This window comes from Cupriavidus alkaliphilus (assembly GCF_900094595.1).
GTDB lineage: Bacteria > Pseudomonadota > Gammaproteobacteria > Burkholderiales > Burkholderiaceae > Cupriavidus > Cupriavidus alkaliphilus.
In genome coordinates, this window is sequence record NZ_FMAD01000007.1 from 47303 (window position 1) to 61287 (window position 13985).

The window sequence follows — 13985 nt, forward strand, 5'->3', positions numbered from 1 at the left end:
GCAAGCGGCGAGATTACCTTCGCCGCCCGCTTCTGTCACGCCGCCGTGCCGCAAGGCGCCATCGGGACCATGCCCGGGGCGCCCGCGGCACGGCGCTGCCGTACTGCGGGGGTGGGTGCAGGCTGCCGGATCAGACCGACATCGGGTTGGGCTTGTTCGGGTCGAGGTTGTACTTCTTGATGGCCTCGGCGACCTTGTCGCGACCGATCGCGCCCTCGTCGGCCAGCGCCTTGAGCGCGGCCAGCGTGACCCAGTAGCGGTCCACTTCGAAGAAGTGGCGCAGCTTCTCGCGCGTGTCCGAGCGGCCGAAGCCGTCGGTGCCCAGCACCACGTAGCGGCGCGGCACGAACGGACGGATCTGCTCGGCGAAGGTGCGCACGTAGTCGGTCGAGGCGATCACCGGGCCGCGCGCCGACTTCAGCTTCTGCGTGACAAAGGCTTCGCGCTGGGTCTCGGTCGGGTGCAGCAGGTTGAAGCGCTCGGCGGCCTGGCCGTCGCGCGCCAGCTCGGTGAAGCTCGGGCAGCCCCACAGGTCGGACTCGACGCCCCAGTCCTTCTTCAGCAGCTCGGCGGCGGCGATCACCTCGCGGAAGATCGTGCCCGAGCCCAGCAGCTGCACGCGCGGCGCGTTGCTGTTCTCGACGCCCTTGCGGAACTGGTACATGCCCTTGACGATGTCCTGCTCTACGCCAGCCGGCATTTCCGGATGCTCGTAGTTCTCGTTCATCACCGTCAGGTAGTAGTAGACGTCTTCCTGCTCGGCGTACATGCGGCGCAGGCCGTCCTGCATGATCACCGCCAGCTCGTACTGGAAGGTCGGGTCGTACGAGATGCAGTTGGGGATGACCGCGTGGAACACGTGCGAATGGCCGTCTTCATGCTGCAGGCCTTCGCCGTTCAGCGTGGTGCGGCCGGCGGTGCCGCCCAGCAGGAAGCCGCGCGAGCGCATGTCGGCGGCGGCCCAGCACAGGTCGCCGATACGCTGGATGCCGAACATCGAGTAGTAGATGTAGAACGGGATCATCTGCACGCCGTGGGTCGAGTACGACGTGGCGGCGGCGATCCAGTCGCACATGGCGCCGGCTTCGTTGATGCCTTCCTGCAGCACCTGGCCAGTCTGCGATTCCTTGTAGAACATCAGCTGGTCATGGTCTTCCGGCACGTACTTCTGGCCTTCCTGGTTCCAGATGCCGACCTGGCGGAACAGGCCTTCCATGCCGAAGGTGCGCGACTCGTCCGGAACGATGGGCACCACGTGCTTGCCGATCTGCTTGTCCTTGAGCAGCGTGTTCAGGATCCGCACGAAGGCCATGGTGGTGGACACTTCGCGGCCTTCGCCGGTGGCCTTGAGCAGGGCTTCGAACGCCTTCAGCTCGGGCACCTGCAGCGCTTCGGCCTTCTGCCGGCGCGCGGGCAGATAGCCGCCCAGGTTCATGCGCGCCTGGCGCATGTATTCCAGTTCCTTCGAGCCTTCCTCGAAGGTGATGTACGGTACTTCTTCCAGCTTGTCGTCGGCGACCGGGAGGTTGAACTGGTCGCGGAACTTGCGGATCGCGTCGACCGGCATCTTCTTCTGCTGGTGCGCGACGTTCATGGCCTGGCCGGCGTCGCCCATGCCATAGCCCTTGATGGTCTTGGCCAGGATCAGCGTGGGCTGGCCCTTGTGCTCGCTGGCGGCCTTGTAGGCGGCGTAGATCTTGTGCGGGTCGTGGCCGCCGCGGTTCAGGCGCCAGATGTCCTCGTCGGACCAGTCGGCGACCATCGCCTTCAGCTCAGGCGTGTTGAAGAAGTGCTCGCGCACGTAGGCGCCGTCCTTGGCCTTCATGGTCTGGTACTCGCCGTCCACGCATTCCATCATGCGCTTCATCAGCAGGCCCTTGGTGTCGCGCGCCAGCAGCGCGTCCCACTTGCTGCCCCACACCACCTTGATCACGTTCCAGCCGGCGCCGCGGAACTCGGACTCCAGTTCCTGGATGATCTTGCCGTTGCCGCGCACCGGGCCGTCCAGGCGCTGCAGGTTGCAGTTGATGACGAAGACCAGGTTGTCGAGCTTCTCGCGGCCGGCCATGCCGATCGCGCCCAGCGATTCCGGCTCGTCGGTCTCGCCGTCGCCCAGGAAGGCCCAGACCTTGCGGTCGCCGGCCTTGGCCAGGCCGCGGCTGTCCAGGTACTTCATGAAGCGGGCCTGGTAGATGGCCATGATCGGGCCCAGGCCCATCGACACCGTCGGGAACTGCCAGAAGTCCGGCATCAGCCACGGGTGCGGGTACGACGAGATGCCCTTGCCGTCGACTTCCTGGCGGAAGTTGTCGAGCTGGTCCTGGCTCAGGCGGCCCAGCAGGAAGGCGCGCGAGTACACGCCCGGTGCCGAGTGGCCCTGCACGAAGACCAGGTCGCCGCCGCTCTGCTCCGACGGGGCGCGCCAGAAATGGTTGTAGCCGACGTCGTACAGCGTGGCCGCCGAGGCAAACGACGAGATATGGCCGCCGACATTGGTGTGCTTGTTGGCGCGCAGCACCATCGCCATGGCGTTCCAGCGGGTGTACGAGCGGATCCGGTGCTCGATGTCCTGGTCGCCGGGGATGCGGGCCTGCTGCTCGACCGGGATGGTGTTGATGTACTGGGTCTCGGCGTGGAACGGCTGGGTCACGCCGTTCACGCGGGCGTATTCGATCTGCTTGTCGATCAGGAAGGCGGCGCGCGCCGGGCCTTCCGCGGCCAGCACGCCCTGCAGGGCGTCGAGCCATTCATGGGTTTCCTGGGGATCGGCGTCGTTGGCGCTCGAGGCGCCGAGGATCTGCTCTGGTACGGCGGACATGACTGTCTCCTGGGTGAATTCTTGGCTTCCGCGTCCGCGCTGGCAGCGCCGGACACGACTCAACGTATGACTCGCACCGACTTGCGGAGGATCGGCGCCATTGCCGCCTTGCATCGGGGCCGCCGCCGGGAAACCTGTTCCGGTTTCTCCGCGCGGCAGGCGCATGGCTACCGCCCGCATTCTTGGGTCGGACCGATTCTATGGAAGCCCAATGTCGAGCACAAGGGAAATTTTCAAATTGCGATATCGTTTTTTATAATGTGGAATTATGCGGCAGCGCACCAAGAATCACTGCCGAAGCCGCATGCCCCGTGCCTTCACCCTGCCAGCGCCGGCACGCGGCGCCGGGATTTCATTGGCGCTTTCCCCAAGCGACGCACCGCAATAATCTCGGTACACTGGTCGGTCAGCCGTCAATCCCTCCCATGCCGTTTTTCAACCGCCTCGACCGTCTTTTCCGCAGCCTGCGTGCCGCCATGCTTCCCTCCGATGCGTCGGGTACAGCCAAGGCCGCCGGCGGCGAGTCCGCGCATGTCCCGCATGCGCCTTCCCCGGCGGCCGGCCTGGGGCCGATCGAAGCGCTGGGACCGGACGATGGCGTCCCGGTGGCGCCGCCGCGCGGCCTGTGGTGGCTGCGCTGGCGCAACCTGGTCGCCACCAGCTGGTTCATGTTCATCCCGCTGGTTGCCATTGTGCTCTTCACCGTGGCGATGGGCGTGATCCTGTGGTCGCTGCACGAGACCGAACGCCAGCAGCAGCGCGACGCGCTGTACCGCGACGCGGCCTGGGCGCAGCAGCGCGTGCGCCTGTCGCTGCTGAGCAACCAGGACCAGCTGGCCTCGCTCGCGCGCGACATCGCCGCCGCGCAGCTTGAGCAAGGCGCCTACCGCACCGCGGCGCAGGAAATCCTGCGCGAGAATCCCGAGATCGTCTTCATCAACTGGCTCGACGCCACCAAGCGCGGCCGCTGGTCGCTGCCGTCGACCTCCGAGTTCGCCAGCCGCCTGCGCGAGAACCAGGACCAGCCGCTCGAGCCCGAAGTGCTCGACACCTTCGACGCCGCGCGCGAGACCCAGCGCGTGGTCTACTCGCGCCCGCTGGTCAATGAGCGCGGCGACAGCTTCATGCTGATGGAAGTGCCGATCGTGCGCGACAACGAGTTCCTCGGCACGCTGGGCGCGCTGTACTCGATCAACGGCATCCTGACCCACCTGCTGCCGCCCGAGCTGACCGAGCGCTACCGCTTCTCGCTGATCGACAAGAACAACCAGACCCGCGCCAGCACCTCGCTGCGGCCGGTGCCGGGCAACGCGCTGTCGTACGAAGTGCTGCTCGACCCGCCGGGCCATTCGCTGTCGCTGCGCGCCGATGCCTACCCGCCGGCATCGAACCTGCCCAACAACATGCTGCTGTGGCTGGTGGTGGGGCTGTCCTGCTTCCTGCTGTGGAGCCTGTGGAGCATGTGGCGGCACACCAGCCGCCGCTCCGAGGCGCAGCGCGCGCTGCTGGCCGAGACCTCGTTCCGGCGCGCAATGGAAAACTCCATGCTGATCGGCCTGCGCGCGCTCGACCTGAACGGCCGCATCACCTACGTCAACCCGGCCTTCTGCCGCATGACCGGGTGGCAGGAAAACGACCTGGTCGGGCGCCTGCCGCCCTTCCCCTACTGGCCGCCCAACGACCAGCAGGAGATGCAGAAGCAGATCGACCTGACGCTGCAGGGCAAGTCGCCCGCCGGCGGCTACGAGATGCGCGTGATGCGCCGCGACGGCAGCAGCTTCTATGCCCGCATGTATGTGTCGCCGCTGGTCGACAGCCGCGGCCGCCATACCGGCTGGATGAGCTCGATGACGGACATCACCGAGCCCAAGCGCGCGCGCGAGGAACTGGCCGCCGCGCACGACCGCTTCACCACCGTGCTGGAAAGCCTGGACGCCGCGGTGTCGGTGCTGGCCACCGACAAGGCCGAGCTGCTGTTCGCCAACCGCTACTACCGCCAGCTGTTCGGCTGGGAGGCCGAGGGCCACGTCAAGCTGGCCGGCGACGAACTCGACAAGGACCAGGTCTCCAGCGACAACACCGACTATGTCGATGCCTATGCTGGCCTGCCGGCATCGGAGCTGATGCCGTACGCGTCGGATGCGCGCGAGGTGTTCGTGCCCGACATGCAGAAATGGTTCGAAGTGCGCCGCCGCTATATCCAGTGGGTCGACGGCCACCTGGCGCAGATGCAGATCGCCACCGACATCACCGTGCGCAAGGCCGCCGAGGAAATGGCGCGCCAGCATGAAGAGCGCCTGCAGTTCACCAGCCGCCTGACCACCATGGGCGAAATGGCGTCGTCGCTGGCGCACGAGCTGAACCAGCCGCTGGCCGCGATCAACAACTACTGCATGGGCGCGGTGGCGCGGCTGCATTCGGGGCGCAGCACGCCCGAGGACCTGATCCCGGTGCTCGAGAAGACCTCGGCGCAGGCGGTGCGGGCCGGCACCATCATCAGCCGCATCCGCGGCTTCGTGAAGCGCAGCCAGCCGCAGCGGCGCGAGGCCGCGCTGCACGACATCGTCGCCGACGCGGTAGGCCTGGCCGACCTGGAGGCCACCCGCCGCCGCGTCACCATCCTGACCCGGCTGCCGGCGCCGCCGATGACGGTCTATGTCGATCCGGTGCTGATCGAACAGGTCCTGGTGAACCTGCTCAAGAACGCGGTCGAGGCCATGGCCGGGCTGCCGGCGATGCGCGCCGGCGGCGTGGTTCGGCTGCACGCGCGGGTCGAGGCCGGCGAGATCGGCGACAACGTCCATATCGACGTGATCGACCAGGGCCCGGGTGTCGACGAGGCCACCAAGGAGCGGCTGTTCGAGCCCTTCTTCAGCACCAAGTCCGACGGCATGGGCATGGGGCTGAACATCTGCCGCTCGATCATCGAGTCGCACCAGGGCCGGCTGTGGGTCGAGAACAATGTCGACGGCATCGGTTGTACATTCAAGATCATGCTGCCGCTGCAGGCGGCGCCGGCCGAAACCGTGGCCGAATAAGCAGAGCCCGCGCGCGCGGGCCACGCGCACCCTTGCGCATCATCGGATGCCTGGCGCCGGCCGCGCCGCTTCCCCTCCGACGTGGGGGGCCTGTCTCGCCACAGAGGGCTGCTGCCGGTTACACTTCGCAGCAATGAATTGTTGTCCCGAGGAGACTACATGACCGCAACGCCAAACCCCACGCCCCACCGCGGCGAGACCGTGTTCATCGTCGACGACGATGAAGCCATGCGCGACTCGCTGACCTGGCTGCTGGAGGGCAATGGCTATCAGGTGCGCAGCTTCACCAGCGCCGAGCAGTTCCTCGCCGCCTACGACGCCAGCCAGGTGTCCTGCCTGATCCTGGACGTGCGCATGCCCGGCATGAGCGGGCCGGAACTGCAGGAGCGCATGCTGGCCGAGCAGATCGACATCCCGATCGTCTTCATCACCGGCCACGGCGACGTGCCGATGGCGGTGTCGACGATGAAGCGCGGCGCGATCGACTTTATCGAAAAGCCCTTCGACGAGTCCGAGCTGCGCGCGCTGGTCGAGCGCATGCTGCAGAAGGCCCGTGCCGACCACTCCACCGCACGCGAGCAGCGCGCCGCCAAGGACCTGCTGGGCAAGCTGACCACGCGCGAGCAGCAGGTGCTGGAGCGCATCGTGGCCGGGCGCCTGAACAAGCAGATCGCCGACGACCTGGGCATTTCCATCAAGACCGTGGAGGCGCACCGCGCCAACATCATGGAAAAGCTCAACGTCAACACCGTCGCCGACCTGCTGCGCCTCGCGCTGTCGCGCAACAGCTGATCGGCCGGCGCCCGCCCTCGCCTGGTGCGGCCCAGGGCCGCACCGGTGCCCCCTGCGCCCATCCCCGCGTCCTGCCGCACACCGTTCAGCGCCCGAGGTAATCCTCGTCGCGGAAGGTGACCACCCACTGTGGCCGATAGACCACAAACACAGCCACCAGCATGCCGGTGAGGAAGGCCTCGCCAAAGGCCAGGATCACGGCACCGAGCAGGGCGTCGGCAATGCTCAGCGGCTGTCCCGGCATGGTCAGGTAGCGCCAGGCCGCCTGCGCCGCCCCCGCCCCCAGCGCGGCCAGCCCGGCGGTGAAATACCCGTGCCCCAGGATGAAGACGAACGGGTGGCGCGGCAGCAGGCGCCGCATCGCCGCCTGCAGGCCCGCCGAAAGCAGCGCCGGCAGCAGCGCCAGCCAGACATAGCGGACCCACAGCGCGGCCCAGTCGAACTGGCTCCAGCCGTGGCCGGCCAGGTACTCGAGTCCCAGCAGCGAGACCACGTCCGCGGCGAACAGCGACAGCAGCGCCAGCGGCAGCCCGAACAGCGTCACCATCAGCGTGGCGCCGAGCAGCTGGATCACCATGCCGCCTGCCAGCGTCGCGCGCACCGTCCACAGCAGCGCCACCAGCAGCATCGCGCCCAGCCAGGCATTCTGCAGCGCATCGCGGCGCAGCAGCCGCCAGGGGCGGCGCGTCAGCGCCCATAGCAGTCCGCACACGGACAGCAGCACCAGCAGCGGATCGGAAAGCGTCGAGGCAAGCGCGGTAGGCATGCGGCCGATGCTACCAGTGCCGGGGCGGGGTGATCGCTGCCGGCGGTCAAGCTCAGTGCGACAGGCCTCGCGCAACCTTTATAATTCCGCCTTTGGCCCCTGCCGCGCGCCCGCGCGGCCCGGCGCTTCCAACTTCTCGCCATCACCCCGCCTGCCTCCATGCCTGCCCAACTGATCGACGGCAACGCCCTTGCCAAGCAAATCCGCTCCGAAGCCGCCCAGCGCGCCGCCCGCCTGACCGAACGCGGCCACCAGCCCGGCCTGGCCGTGGTCCTGGTCGGCGAAGACCCGGCCAGCCAGGTCTACGTGCGCAACAAGGTCAAGGCCTGCGAGGACAACGGCTTCCATTCGTCGCTGGACCGCTATCCGGCCGACCTGTCCGAGGCCGACCTGCTGGCCCGCATCGACGCACTCAACCGCGATCCGCGCATCCACGGCATCCTGGTGCAGCTGCCGCTGCCCAGGCACATCGACAGCCACAAGGTGCTCGAAGCGATCGCACCGGAAAAAGACGTCGACGGCTTCCACGTGGCCAACGCCGGCGCGCTGATGACGGGCGCCCCGCTGTTCCGCCCGTGCACGCCCTATGGCTGCATGAAGATGCTGGAATCGATCCAGTACCCGCTGCGCGGCGCGCGCGCCGTGGTGGTGGGCGCTTCCAATATCGTCGGCAAGCCGATGGCGATGCTGCTGCTGCAGGCCGGCGCCACCGTCACCATCTGCAACAGCAAGACCCGCGATATCGGCGCCCACACCCGCGACGCCGACGTGGTGGTGGCCGCGGTCGGCAAGCGCAACCTGATCACGGCCGACATGGTCAAGCCCGGCGCGGTGGTGATCGATGTCGGCATGAACCGCGATGACCACGGCAAGCTGTGCGGCGATGTCGACTTCGCCGGCGTGCGCGAAGTCGCCGGCTACATCACGCCGGTGCCGGGCGGCGTCGGGCCGATGACCATCACCATGCTGCTGATCAATACGCTGGAAGCCGCCGAGCGCGCCGCGGGCTGAGCGCGCGCCCTTGCCGCCGGCGCCCGATGCGCCACCCGGGGCACTGGAAAATCCACCGCCCCGGCCCCATCTGCGGGAATATTGCCTGACCAAGACCAGCCAACCGCGCAGCCAACCGAGAACACGCCATGGACCACGCCGCCAACGCTACCAATCCGCTGCTGGACTTTTCCGACCTGCCCCGCTTTGCCGAGATCCGGCCGGAGCACATCAGCCCCGCGCTCGACGTGCTGCTGGAGCGCGCGCAGCAGGCCGTCGCCCGCGCCGAGGATCCCGCCACGCCCGCCGACTGGGCCAACGCCGTGCAGGCGCTGGAAGCCGCCACCGAGCCGCTGGGCCGCGCCTGGGGCGTGGTCAGCCACCTCAGCGCCGTCGCCGATACGCCCGAGCTGCGCCAGGCGCATGCCGAGAACCTGCCGCGCATGACCGAGTTCTGGTCGTCGCTCGGCCAGAGCCTGGCGCTGTATGAAAAATACAAGGCGTTGGCGGCGAGCCCCGAGTTCGCCGGCATGAGCGCGGCGCGCCACCAGTTGATCGAGAACGAGCTGCGCGGCTTCCGCCTGGGCGGTGCCGAACTGCCCGAGGACAAGAAGCCGCGCTTTGCCGAGATCCAGGAGCAGCAGGCCCAGCTGTCCAAGGCCTTCTCCGACCACGTGCTGGACGCGACCAACGCCTACGCGCTGGTGATCGAGGACGAGGCGCGCCTATCCGGCCTGCCCGACGATGCCCGTGAAGCCGCCCGCCACGCCGCGGAAAAGGATGGCAAGGCCGGCTGGAAGTTCACGCTGCACTTCCCCTCCTACTTCCCGGTGCTGCAGTACGCGGACGACCGCGCCCTGCGCCAGACCCTGTACGAGGCCAACGTCACGCGCGCGTCCGAGCTCGGGCCGCAGCACGGCCAGGGCCAGGCCGACTGGGACAACACCGCCAATATGCGCGAGCAGCTGGCGCTGCGCCGCGAAGAGGCGCAGATGCTGGGCTACCAGTGCTATGGCGAAGTCTCGCTGGTGCCGAAGATGGCCGAGTCGCCCGCCGAGGTGCTCAAGTTCCTCGACGAACTGGCGGTCAAGGCGCGCCCCTACGCCGAGCAGGACTGGACCGAGCTGAAGGCCTTCGCCGCGGCGGAACTGGGCCTGCCGGAACTGGCGCCGTGGGACGTGGCCTATGCCTCGGAGAAGCTGCGCCAGCAGCGCTATTCGTTCTCGGAGCACGAGGTCAAGCAGTACTTCCCGGAAGCCAAGGTGCTCGAGGGCCTGTTCGGCGTGGTGCAGAAGCTGTTCTCGGTGCGCATCGAATCCGAGCCGGCGCAGACCTGGCACCCGGACGCGCGCTTCTTCCGCGTCAGCACCGCCGACGGCACGCTGCTGGCCCAGTTCTATATCGACCTGTATGCGCGCGAAGGCAAGCGCGGCGGCGCGTGGATGGACGATGCGCGCGGCCGCAAGGTGCTCGAGCACGGCGGCGTGCAGACCCCGGTGGCCTACCTGACCTGCAATTTCTCGGCGCCGGTCGGCGGCAAGCCCGCCTTGTTTACGCACGATGAGGTCATCACGCTGTTCCACGAGTTCGGCCACGGCCTGCACCACATGCTGACGCAGGTGGGCGAGCTGGGCGTGTCGGGCATCAACGGCGTGGAGTGGGATGCGGTGGAACTGCCGTCGCAGTTCATGGAGAACTTCTGCTGGGAGTACGAAGTGCTGACCGGCATGACGCAGCACGTCGACACCGGCGAGCCGCTGCCGCGCGCGCTGTTCGACCGCATGCTGGCGGCCAAGAACTTCCAGAACGGCATGATGACGCTGCGCCAGATCGTGTTCTCGTCGTTCGACATGCACCTGCACACCGACTTCGATCCGGCCGGCGCCACCTCGGTGCTGGAGCTGTCGCGCCAGATCAACGACCGCGTCCACGTGGTGCCGCAGCATCCGCTGTCGCGCTGGCCGAACACCTTCAGCCATATCTTCGCCGGCGGCTATGCGGCGGGCTATTACAGCTACAAGTGGGCCGAAGTGCTGTCGGCCGACGTCTACGCGGCGTTCGAAGAGGCCGCGCAACTGTCCGGCACCGTGCTCGACAGCGAAACCGGCGCGCGCTACCAGCGCGAGATCCTGTCGGTGGGCGGCAGCCGCCCCGCGATGGACTCGTTCGTGGCCTTCCGCGGCCGCGCGCCGCAGATCGACGCGCTGCTGCGTCATGGCGGGATGGCGGCATGAGCGCGCTGGGACTGCCGGGCCAGGGCCCGCTGCGCATCGCCAGCTGGAACGTCAATTCGCTCAAGGTGCGCCTGCCGCAGGTGCTGCAGTGGCTGGCCGAGCAGGACCAGGCCGGCGCGCCGATCGACGCCCTGTGCCTGCAGGAACTGAAGCTGCCCGACGACAAATACCCGCTGGCCGAACTGGAAAACGCCGGTTTCCACAGCATCTACACCGGCCAGAAGACCTACAACGGCGTCGCCATCCTGGCACGCGACGCGAGCATGCCCGGCCCCGTCGACGTGGTGCGCAACATCCCCGGCTTCGAGGACGCGCAGCAGCGCGTAATCGCCGCCACCTATGGCGACCTGCGGCTGGTCTGCGCCTACTTCCCCAACGGGCAGGCGCCCGACTCGGAGAAATTCGCCTACAAGCTGCAATGGCTGGAAGCGATGACCGCGTGGCTGCGCGAGGAAATGGTGCGCCACCCGCGGCTGGCGCTGCTGGGCGACTTCAATATCGCGCCGGAGGACCGCGACGTGCACGACCCGGCCAAGTGGGAAGGCCAGAACCTGGTCTCGCCGCCGGAGCGCGCCGCCTTTGCCGCGCTGCTCGAACTGGGCCTGGCCGATGCGTTCCGCAAGTTCGAGCAGCCGGAGAAGGCATTCTCGTGGTGGGACTACCGCATGCTGGCGTTCCGGCGCAATGCCGGGCTGCGCATCGACCATATCCTGCTGTCTCCGGCGCTGACCGGGCAGTGCACCGCGTGCGTGATCGACCGGGTGCCGCGCACGTGGGAGCAGCCGTCCGACCACACCCCGGTGGTTGCGACACTGCATTGCGGCTGACCCGGCGCGGCGTGCGTGCCCGCCGGTCACACTGGCGCGTGGCGCGGGTTCAGGCAAGCCCGGGCAAGCCCCGCTCGCCGCGCCCGGCCGCGCCCGCTACACTGCGGGCATGAGCCCTCCCAGCCAGGCCATGTTTCGCCATCGCAATCTCCCCCACCTGCTGCTGCAAGCGCGCGAAGCGTTGCTGGCCGGCTTCCGGCCGATCCTGCGGCAGTTCGGCGTGACCGAGCAGCAATGGCGCGTGCTGCGCACGCTCAACGAGCGCGGGCCGATGGAGCCCAACCAGCTTGCCGAGGCCTGCCTGATCCTGAGCCCCAGCCTGACCCGCATGCTGGCGGGCATGGAAGACGCCGGGCTGGTGGAGCGCACCCGCTCCGCCACCGACCAGCGTCGCCAGCTGGTGAACCTGACCGCTGCGGCGTACGAGGTCGTCGCTGGAATGGAACCGCTGATCGAGGCGCGCTACCAGCAGCTCGAACAGCAGTTGGGTGCCGAGCGGCTGGCCGAGGTCTATCGCGCGCTCGACGCCATGCTGGCCAGCCTGGGCCCGCAGCCGGCCCCTGCCCCATCCACACCTCCCGCCTCCGCCGCCTTGCCGCCATCCGGGCGCGGCGGCGAAGCGGGCTAGCCCGCCCAGGTTCCTTGCCGATGCCAGCGCCGACCACCGGATCCCTGCTGCCGCGCCTGTTCCCATGGAGCCAGCGCGTCGACCCGACCACGCTGCGCGCCGACCTGGTGGCGGGACTGCTCGGCGCCGTGCTGGTGTTGCCGCAAGGGGTGGCCTTCGCCACGCTCGCCGGCCTGCCACCGCAATATGGCATCTACAGCGCGGTGGTGCCGTGCATCGTGGCGGCACTGTTCGGCTCCAGCTGGCACGTCATGTCGGGGCCCACCAACGCCAACTCGCTGGCGCTGTTCGCGATGCTGAGTCCGCTCGCGTTCGCGGGCAGTCCTGCTTATATCGGACTGGCGCTGGCGGTCACCATCGTGGTGGGGGTGATGCAGCTCGCGGTGGGCACGCTGCGGCTGGGCTCGCTGGCCAACTTTATTTCGCCGTCGGTGCTGCTCGGCTTTACCTGCGGCGCCGCGACGCTGATCGGCCTGTACGCGCTGAAGGACCTGTTCGGCCTGTCGGTGCCGACCGGCACCAGCGCCTTCGGCGTGCTGCGCCACCTGGTCGAGCATGCCGGCACCATCAACTGGAACGCGGCCATGGTAGGCGCGGTCACGCTGGCGGTCACGCTGTTGTGCAAGCGGCTGTGGCGGCGGCTGCCGTTCATGCTGCTGGGCCTGCTGGCCGGTTACGGCGTGGCGCTGCTGCTCAACCAGTCTGGCAGCCACCAGGTCAGCGTGGTCGGGCCGATTCCTTCGGCGCTGCCGCGCTTCCAGCTGCCGGACATGGACTGGCGCAAGCTGCCCGACTTGCTCGGCATTGCCGCGGCGCTGACCATCGTCGCGCTGGGCCAGTCGATCTCGATCGCCAAGGCCGTGGCGTTGCGCTCGGGCCAGCATATCGATGCCAACCGCGAGTTCATCGGCCAGGGCCTGTCCAATATCGCCGGCGGCTTTTTCTCCGGCTATATCTCCTGCGGCTCGCTCAACCGCTCGGTGCCCAACTTCGAGGCCGGCGCGCGCACGCCGCTGGCGAGCGTGTTCTCGGCACTGTGGCTGGTGGCGCTGGTCGCGGTCAGCGCCCCGCTGCTGGCGCAGATCCCGATGGCGGCGATCGCGGCGATGCTGCTGCTGGTGGCGTGGGGCCTGCTCGACCTCGCGCGGCTGCGCCGCATCTTCACGCTCAGCCGCACCGAGTTCGCGATCGCCATCGGCACCTTTGCCGCCACGCTGGTGATCCGGCTGGAAATGGCGGTGCTGCTCGGCACCGTGCTGTCGCTGGTGGCCTACCTGTACCGCACCTCGCGGCCCGCGGTGCGCAGCCTGGTGCCGGATGCCGACGATCCCGGCCGTCGCTTCACGCCGCTGGACGAGCTGCGCCGCCCGCAACCGGAATGCCCGCAGCTCAAGCTGCTGCGCATGGAAGGCGCAATCTACTTCGGCGCGGTGCAATACGTGACGGATCGCCTGCACTGGCTGCGCACTGTCAACCCCGGGCAGACCCACCTGCTGGCGATGACCAAGAGCATGAATTTCATCGACCTCGCCGGCGCGGAAATGTGGGAATACGAGCTGAGCGAGCGCCGCGCGCTCGGCGGCGACCTGTACTTCCACCGCCCGCGCACGCAGGTGCTGCAGACCTGGGCGCAGACCGGCTTTACCGACAAGCTCGGCGCCGACCATGTGTTTCCGACCAAGCGGCAGGCGCTGCACACCATCATCGATCAGCTGTCGCCGCAAGTCTGCGCGCGCTGTACCGTGCGCATCTTCGAGGAATGCGCGTCGCGGCCGGGCGCCACGTCGGCGCCGGCAGCTTGCGCGCAGCCATGAACGGAGCGCCCGCACAGGCGCGCTTCGCCACGGTCACGGCGGCAAAAAAAACGGAAGAAACTGGGGATTGCCTGCGCC

General features: G+C 68.3%; 9 protein-coding genes. 7 read left to right on the forward strand and 2 right to left on the reverse strand.

Going from position 1 to position 13985, the window contains the following annotated elements; translation table 11 throughout:
- Positions 1-130 precede the first annotated feature (130 nt).
- Positions 131-2818 carry a pyruvate dehydrogenase (acetyl-transferring), homodimeric type gene (aceE, locus tag GA0116996_RS15910; RefSeq protein WP_092313510.1) on the reverse strand — a complete coding sequence of 896 codons (2688 nt, stop codon included), beginning with the start codon at positions 2816-2818 and terminating at the stop codon, positions 131-133.
- 425 nt (positions 2819-3243) lie between these two features.
- On the opposite strand from aceE, the gene GA0116996_RS15915 reads away from it, so the two are divergent.
- The gene (locus tag GA0116996_RS15915; protein ID WP_092313513.1) at positions 3244-5856 is read left to right on the forward strand and encodes a PAS domain S-box protein; all 2613 of its coding nucleotides are present in this window, start codon (positions 3244-3246) and stop codon (positions 5854-5856) included.
- A gap of 159 nt (positions 5857-6015) precedes the next feature.
- Positions 6016-6648 carry a response regulator transcription factor gene (locus GA0116996_RS15920; protein WP_092313516.1) on the forward strand — a complete coding sequence of 211 codons (633 nt, stop codon included), beginning with the start codon at positions 6016-6018 and terminating at the stop codon, positions 6646-6648.
- Positions 6649-6733: 85 nt separating this feature from the next.
- Here the strand turns inward: GA0116996_RS15920 and GA0116996_RS15925 are convergent, their stop codons facing one another.
- Entirely contained in the window at positions 6734-7414 is a 681-nt protein-coding gene (locus GA0116996_RS15925) for a hypothetical protein (RefSeq protein ID WP_092313519.1), read from the reverse strand.
- Between the two features lie 159 nt (positions 7415-7573).
- Here GA0116996_RS15925 and folD point away from each other — a divergent pair, with 159 nt between their 5' ends.
- The 5 genes from folD to GA0116996_RS15950 all read left to right on the forward strand — a co-directional run bounded on the left by folD (position 7574) and on the right by GA0116996_RS15950 (position 13907).
- Positions 7574-8425 (forward strand): bifunctional methylenetetrahydrofolate dehydrogenase/methenyltetrahydrofolate cyclohydrolase FolD, encoded by an 852-nt coding sequence (gene folD / locus GA0116996_RS15930; protein ID WP_092313523.1) that lies wholly within the window; start codon positions 7574-7576, stop codon positions 8423-8425.
- Between the two features lie 128 nt (positions 8426-8553).
- A complete protein-coding gene (locus tag GA0116996_RS15935) occupies positions 8554-10638 on the forward strand; it encodes a M3 family metallopeptidase (RefSeq protein ID WP_092313526.1) in 2085 nt (694 codons plus the stop codon).
- Positions 10635-11465 (forward strand): exodeoxyribonuclease III, encoded by an 831-nt coding sequence (gene xth / locus GA0116996_RS15940; RefSeq protein WP_181487010.1) that lies wholly within the window; start codon positions 10635-10637, stop codon positions 11463-11465. Before GA0116996_RS15935 ends, xth begins: the two co-directional genes overlap by 4 nt.
- Before the next feature lie 109 nt (positions 11466-11574).
- Positions 11575-12093 carry a homoprotocatechuate degradation operon regulator HpaR gene (hpaR, locus tag GA0116996_RS15945; RefSeq protein ID WP_092313529.1) on the forward strand — a complete coding sequence of 173 codons (519 nt, stop codon included), beginning with the start codon at positions 11575-11577 and terminating at the stop codon, positions 12091-12093.
- A gap of 20 nt (positions 12094-12113) precedes the next feature.
- Positions 12114-13907: a SulP family inorganic anion transporter gene (locus GA0116996_RS15950; RefSeq protein ID WP_092313532.1), complete on the forward strand. Its 1794-nt coding sequence runs from the start codon at positions 12114-12116 to the stop codon at positions 13905-13907.
- Positions 13908-13985: the final 78 nt, after the last annotated feature.

Excerpts from the sequence above, each read along its gene's own strand:
- aceE (WP_092313510.1), bottom strand. The coding sequence starts at position 2,818 with ATGTCCGCCGTACCAGAGCAGATCCTCGGCGCCTCGAGCGCCAACGAC.
- GA0116996_RS15915 (WP_092313513.1), top strand. The coding sequence starts at position 3,244 with ATGCCGTTTTTCAACCGCCTCGACCGTCTTTTCCGCAGCCTGCGTGCC.
- GA0116996_RS15920 (WP_092313516.1), top strand. The coding sequence starts at position 6,016 with ATGACCGCAACGCCAAACCCCACGCCCCACCGCGGCGAGACCGTGTTC.
- GA0116996_RS15925 (WP_092313519.1), bottom strand. The coding sequence starts at position 7,414 with ATGCCTACCGCGCTTGCCTCGACGCTTTCCGATCCGCTGCTGGTGCTG.
- folD (WP_092313523.1), top strand. The coding sequence starts at position 7,574 with ATGCCTGCCCAACTGATCGACGGCAACGCCCTTGCCAAGCAAATCCGC.
- GA0116996_RS15935 (WP_092313526.1), top strand. The coding sequence starts at position 8,554 with ATGGACCACGCCGCCAACGCTACCAATCCGCTGCTGGACTTTTCCGAC.
- xth (WP_181487010.1), top strand. The coding sequence starts at position 10,635 with ATGAGCGCGCTGGGACTGCCGGGCCAGGGCCCGCTGCGCATCGCCAGC.
- hpaR (WP_092313529.1), top strand. The coding sequence starts at position 11,575 with ATGAGCCCTCCCAGCCAGGCCATGTTTCGCCATCGCAATCTCCCCCAC.
- GA0116996_RS15950 (WP_092313532.1), top strand. The coding sequence starts at position 12,114 with ATGCCAGCGCCGACCACCGGATCCCTGCTGCCGCGCCTGTTCCCATGG.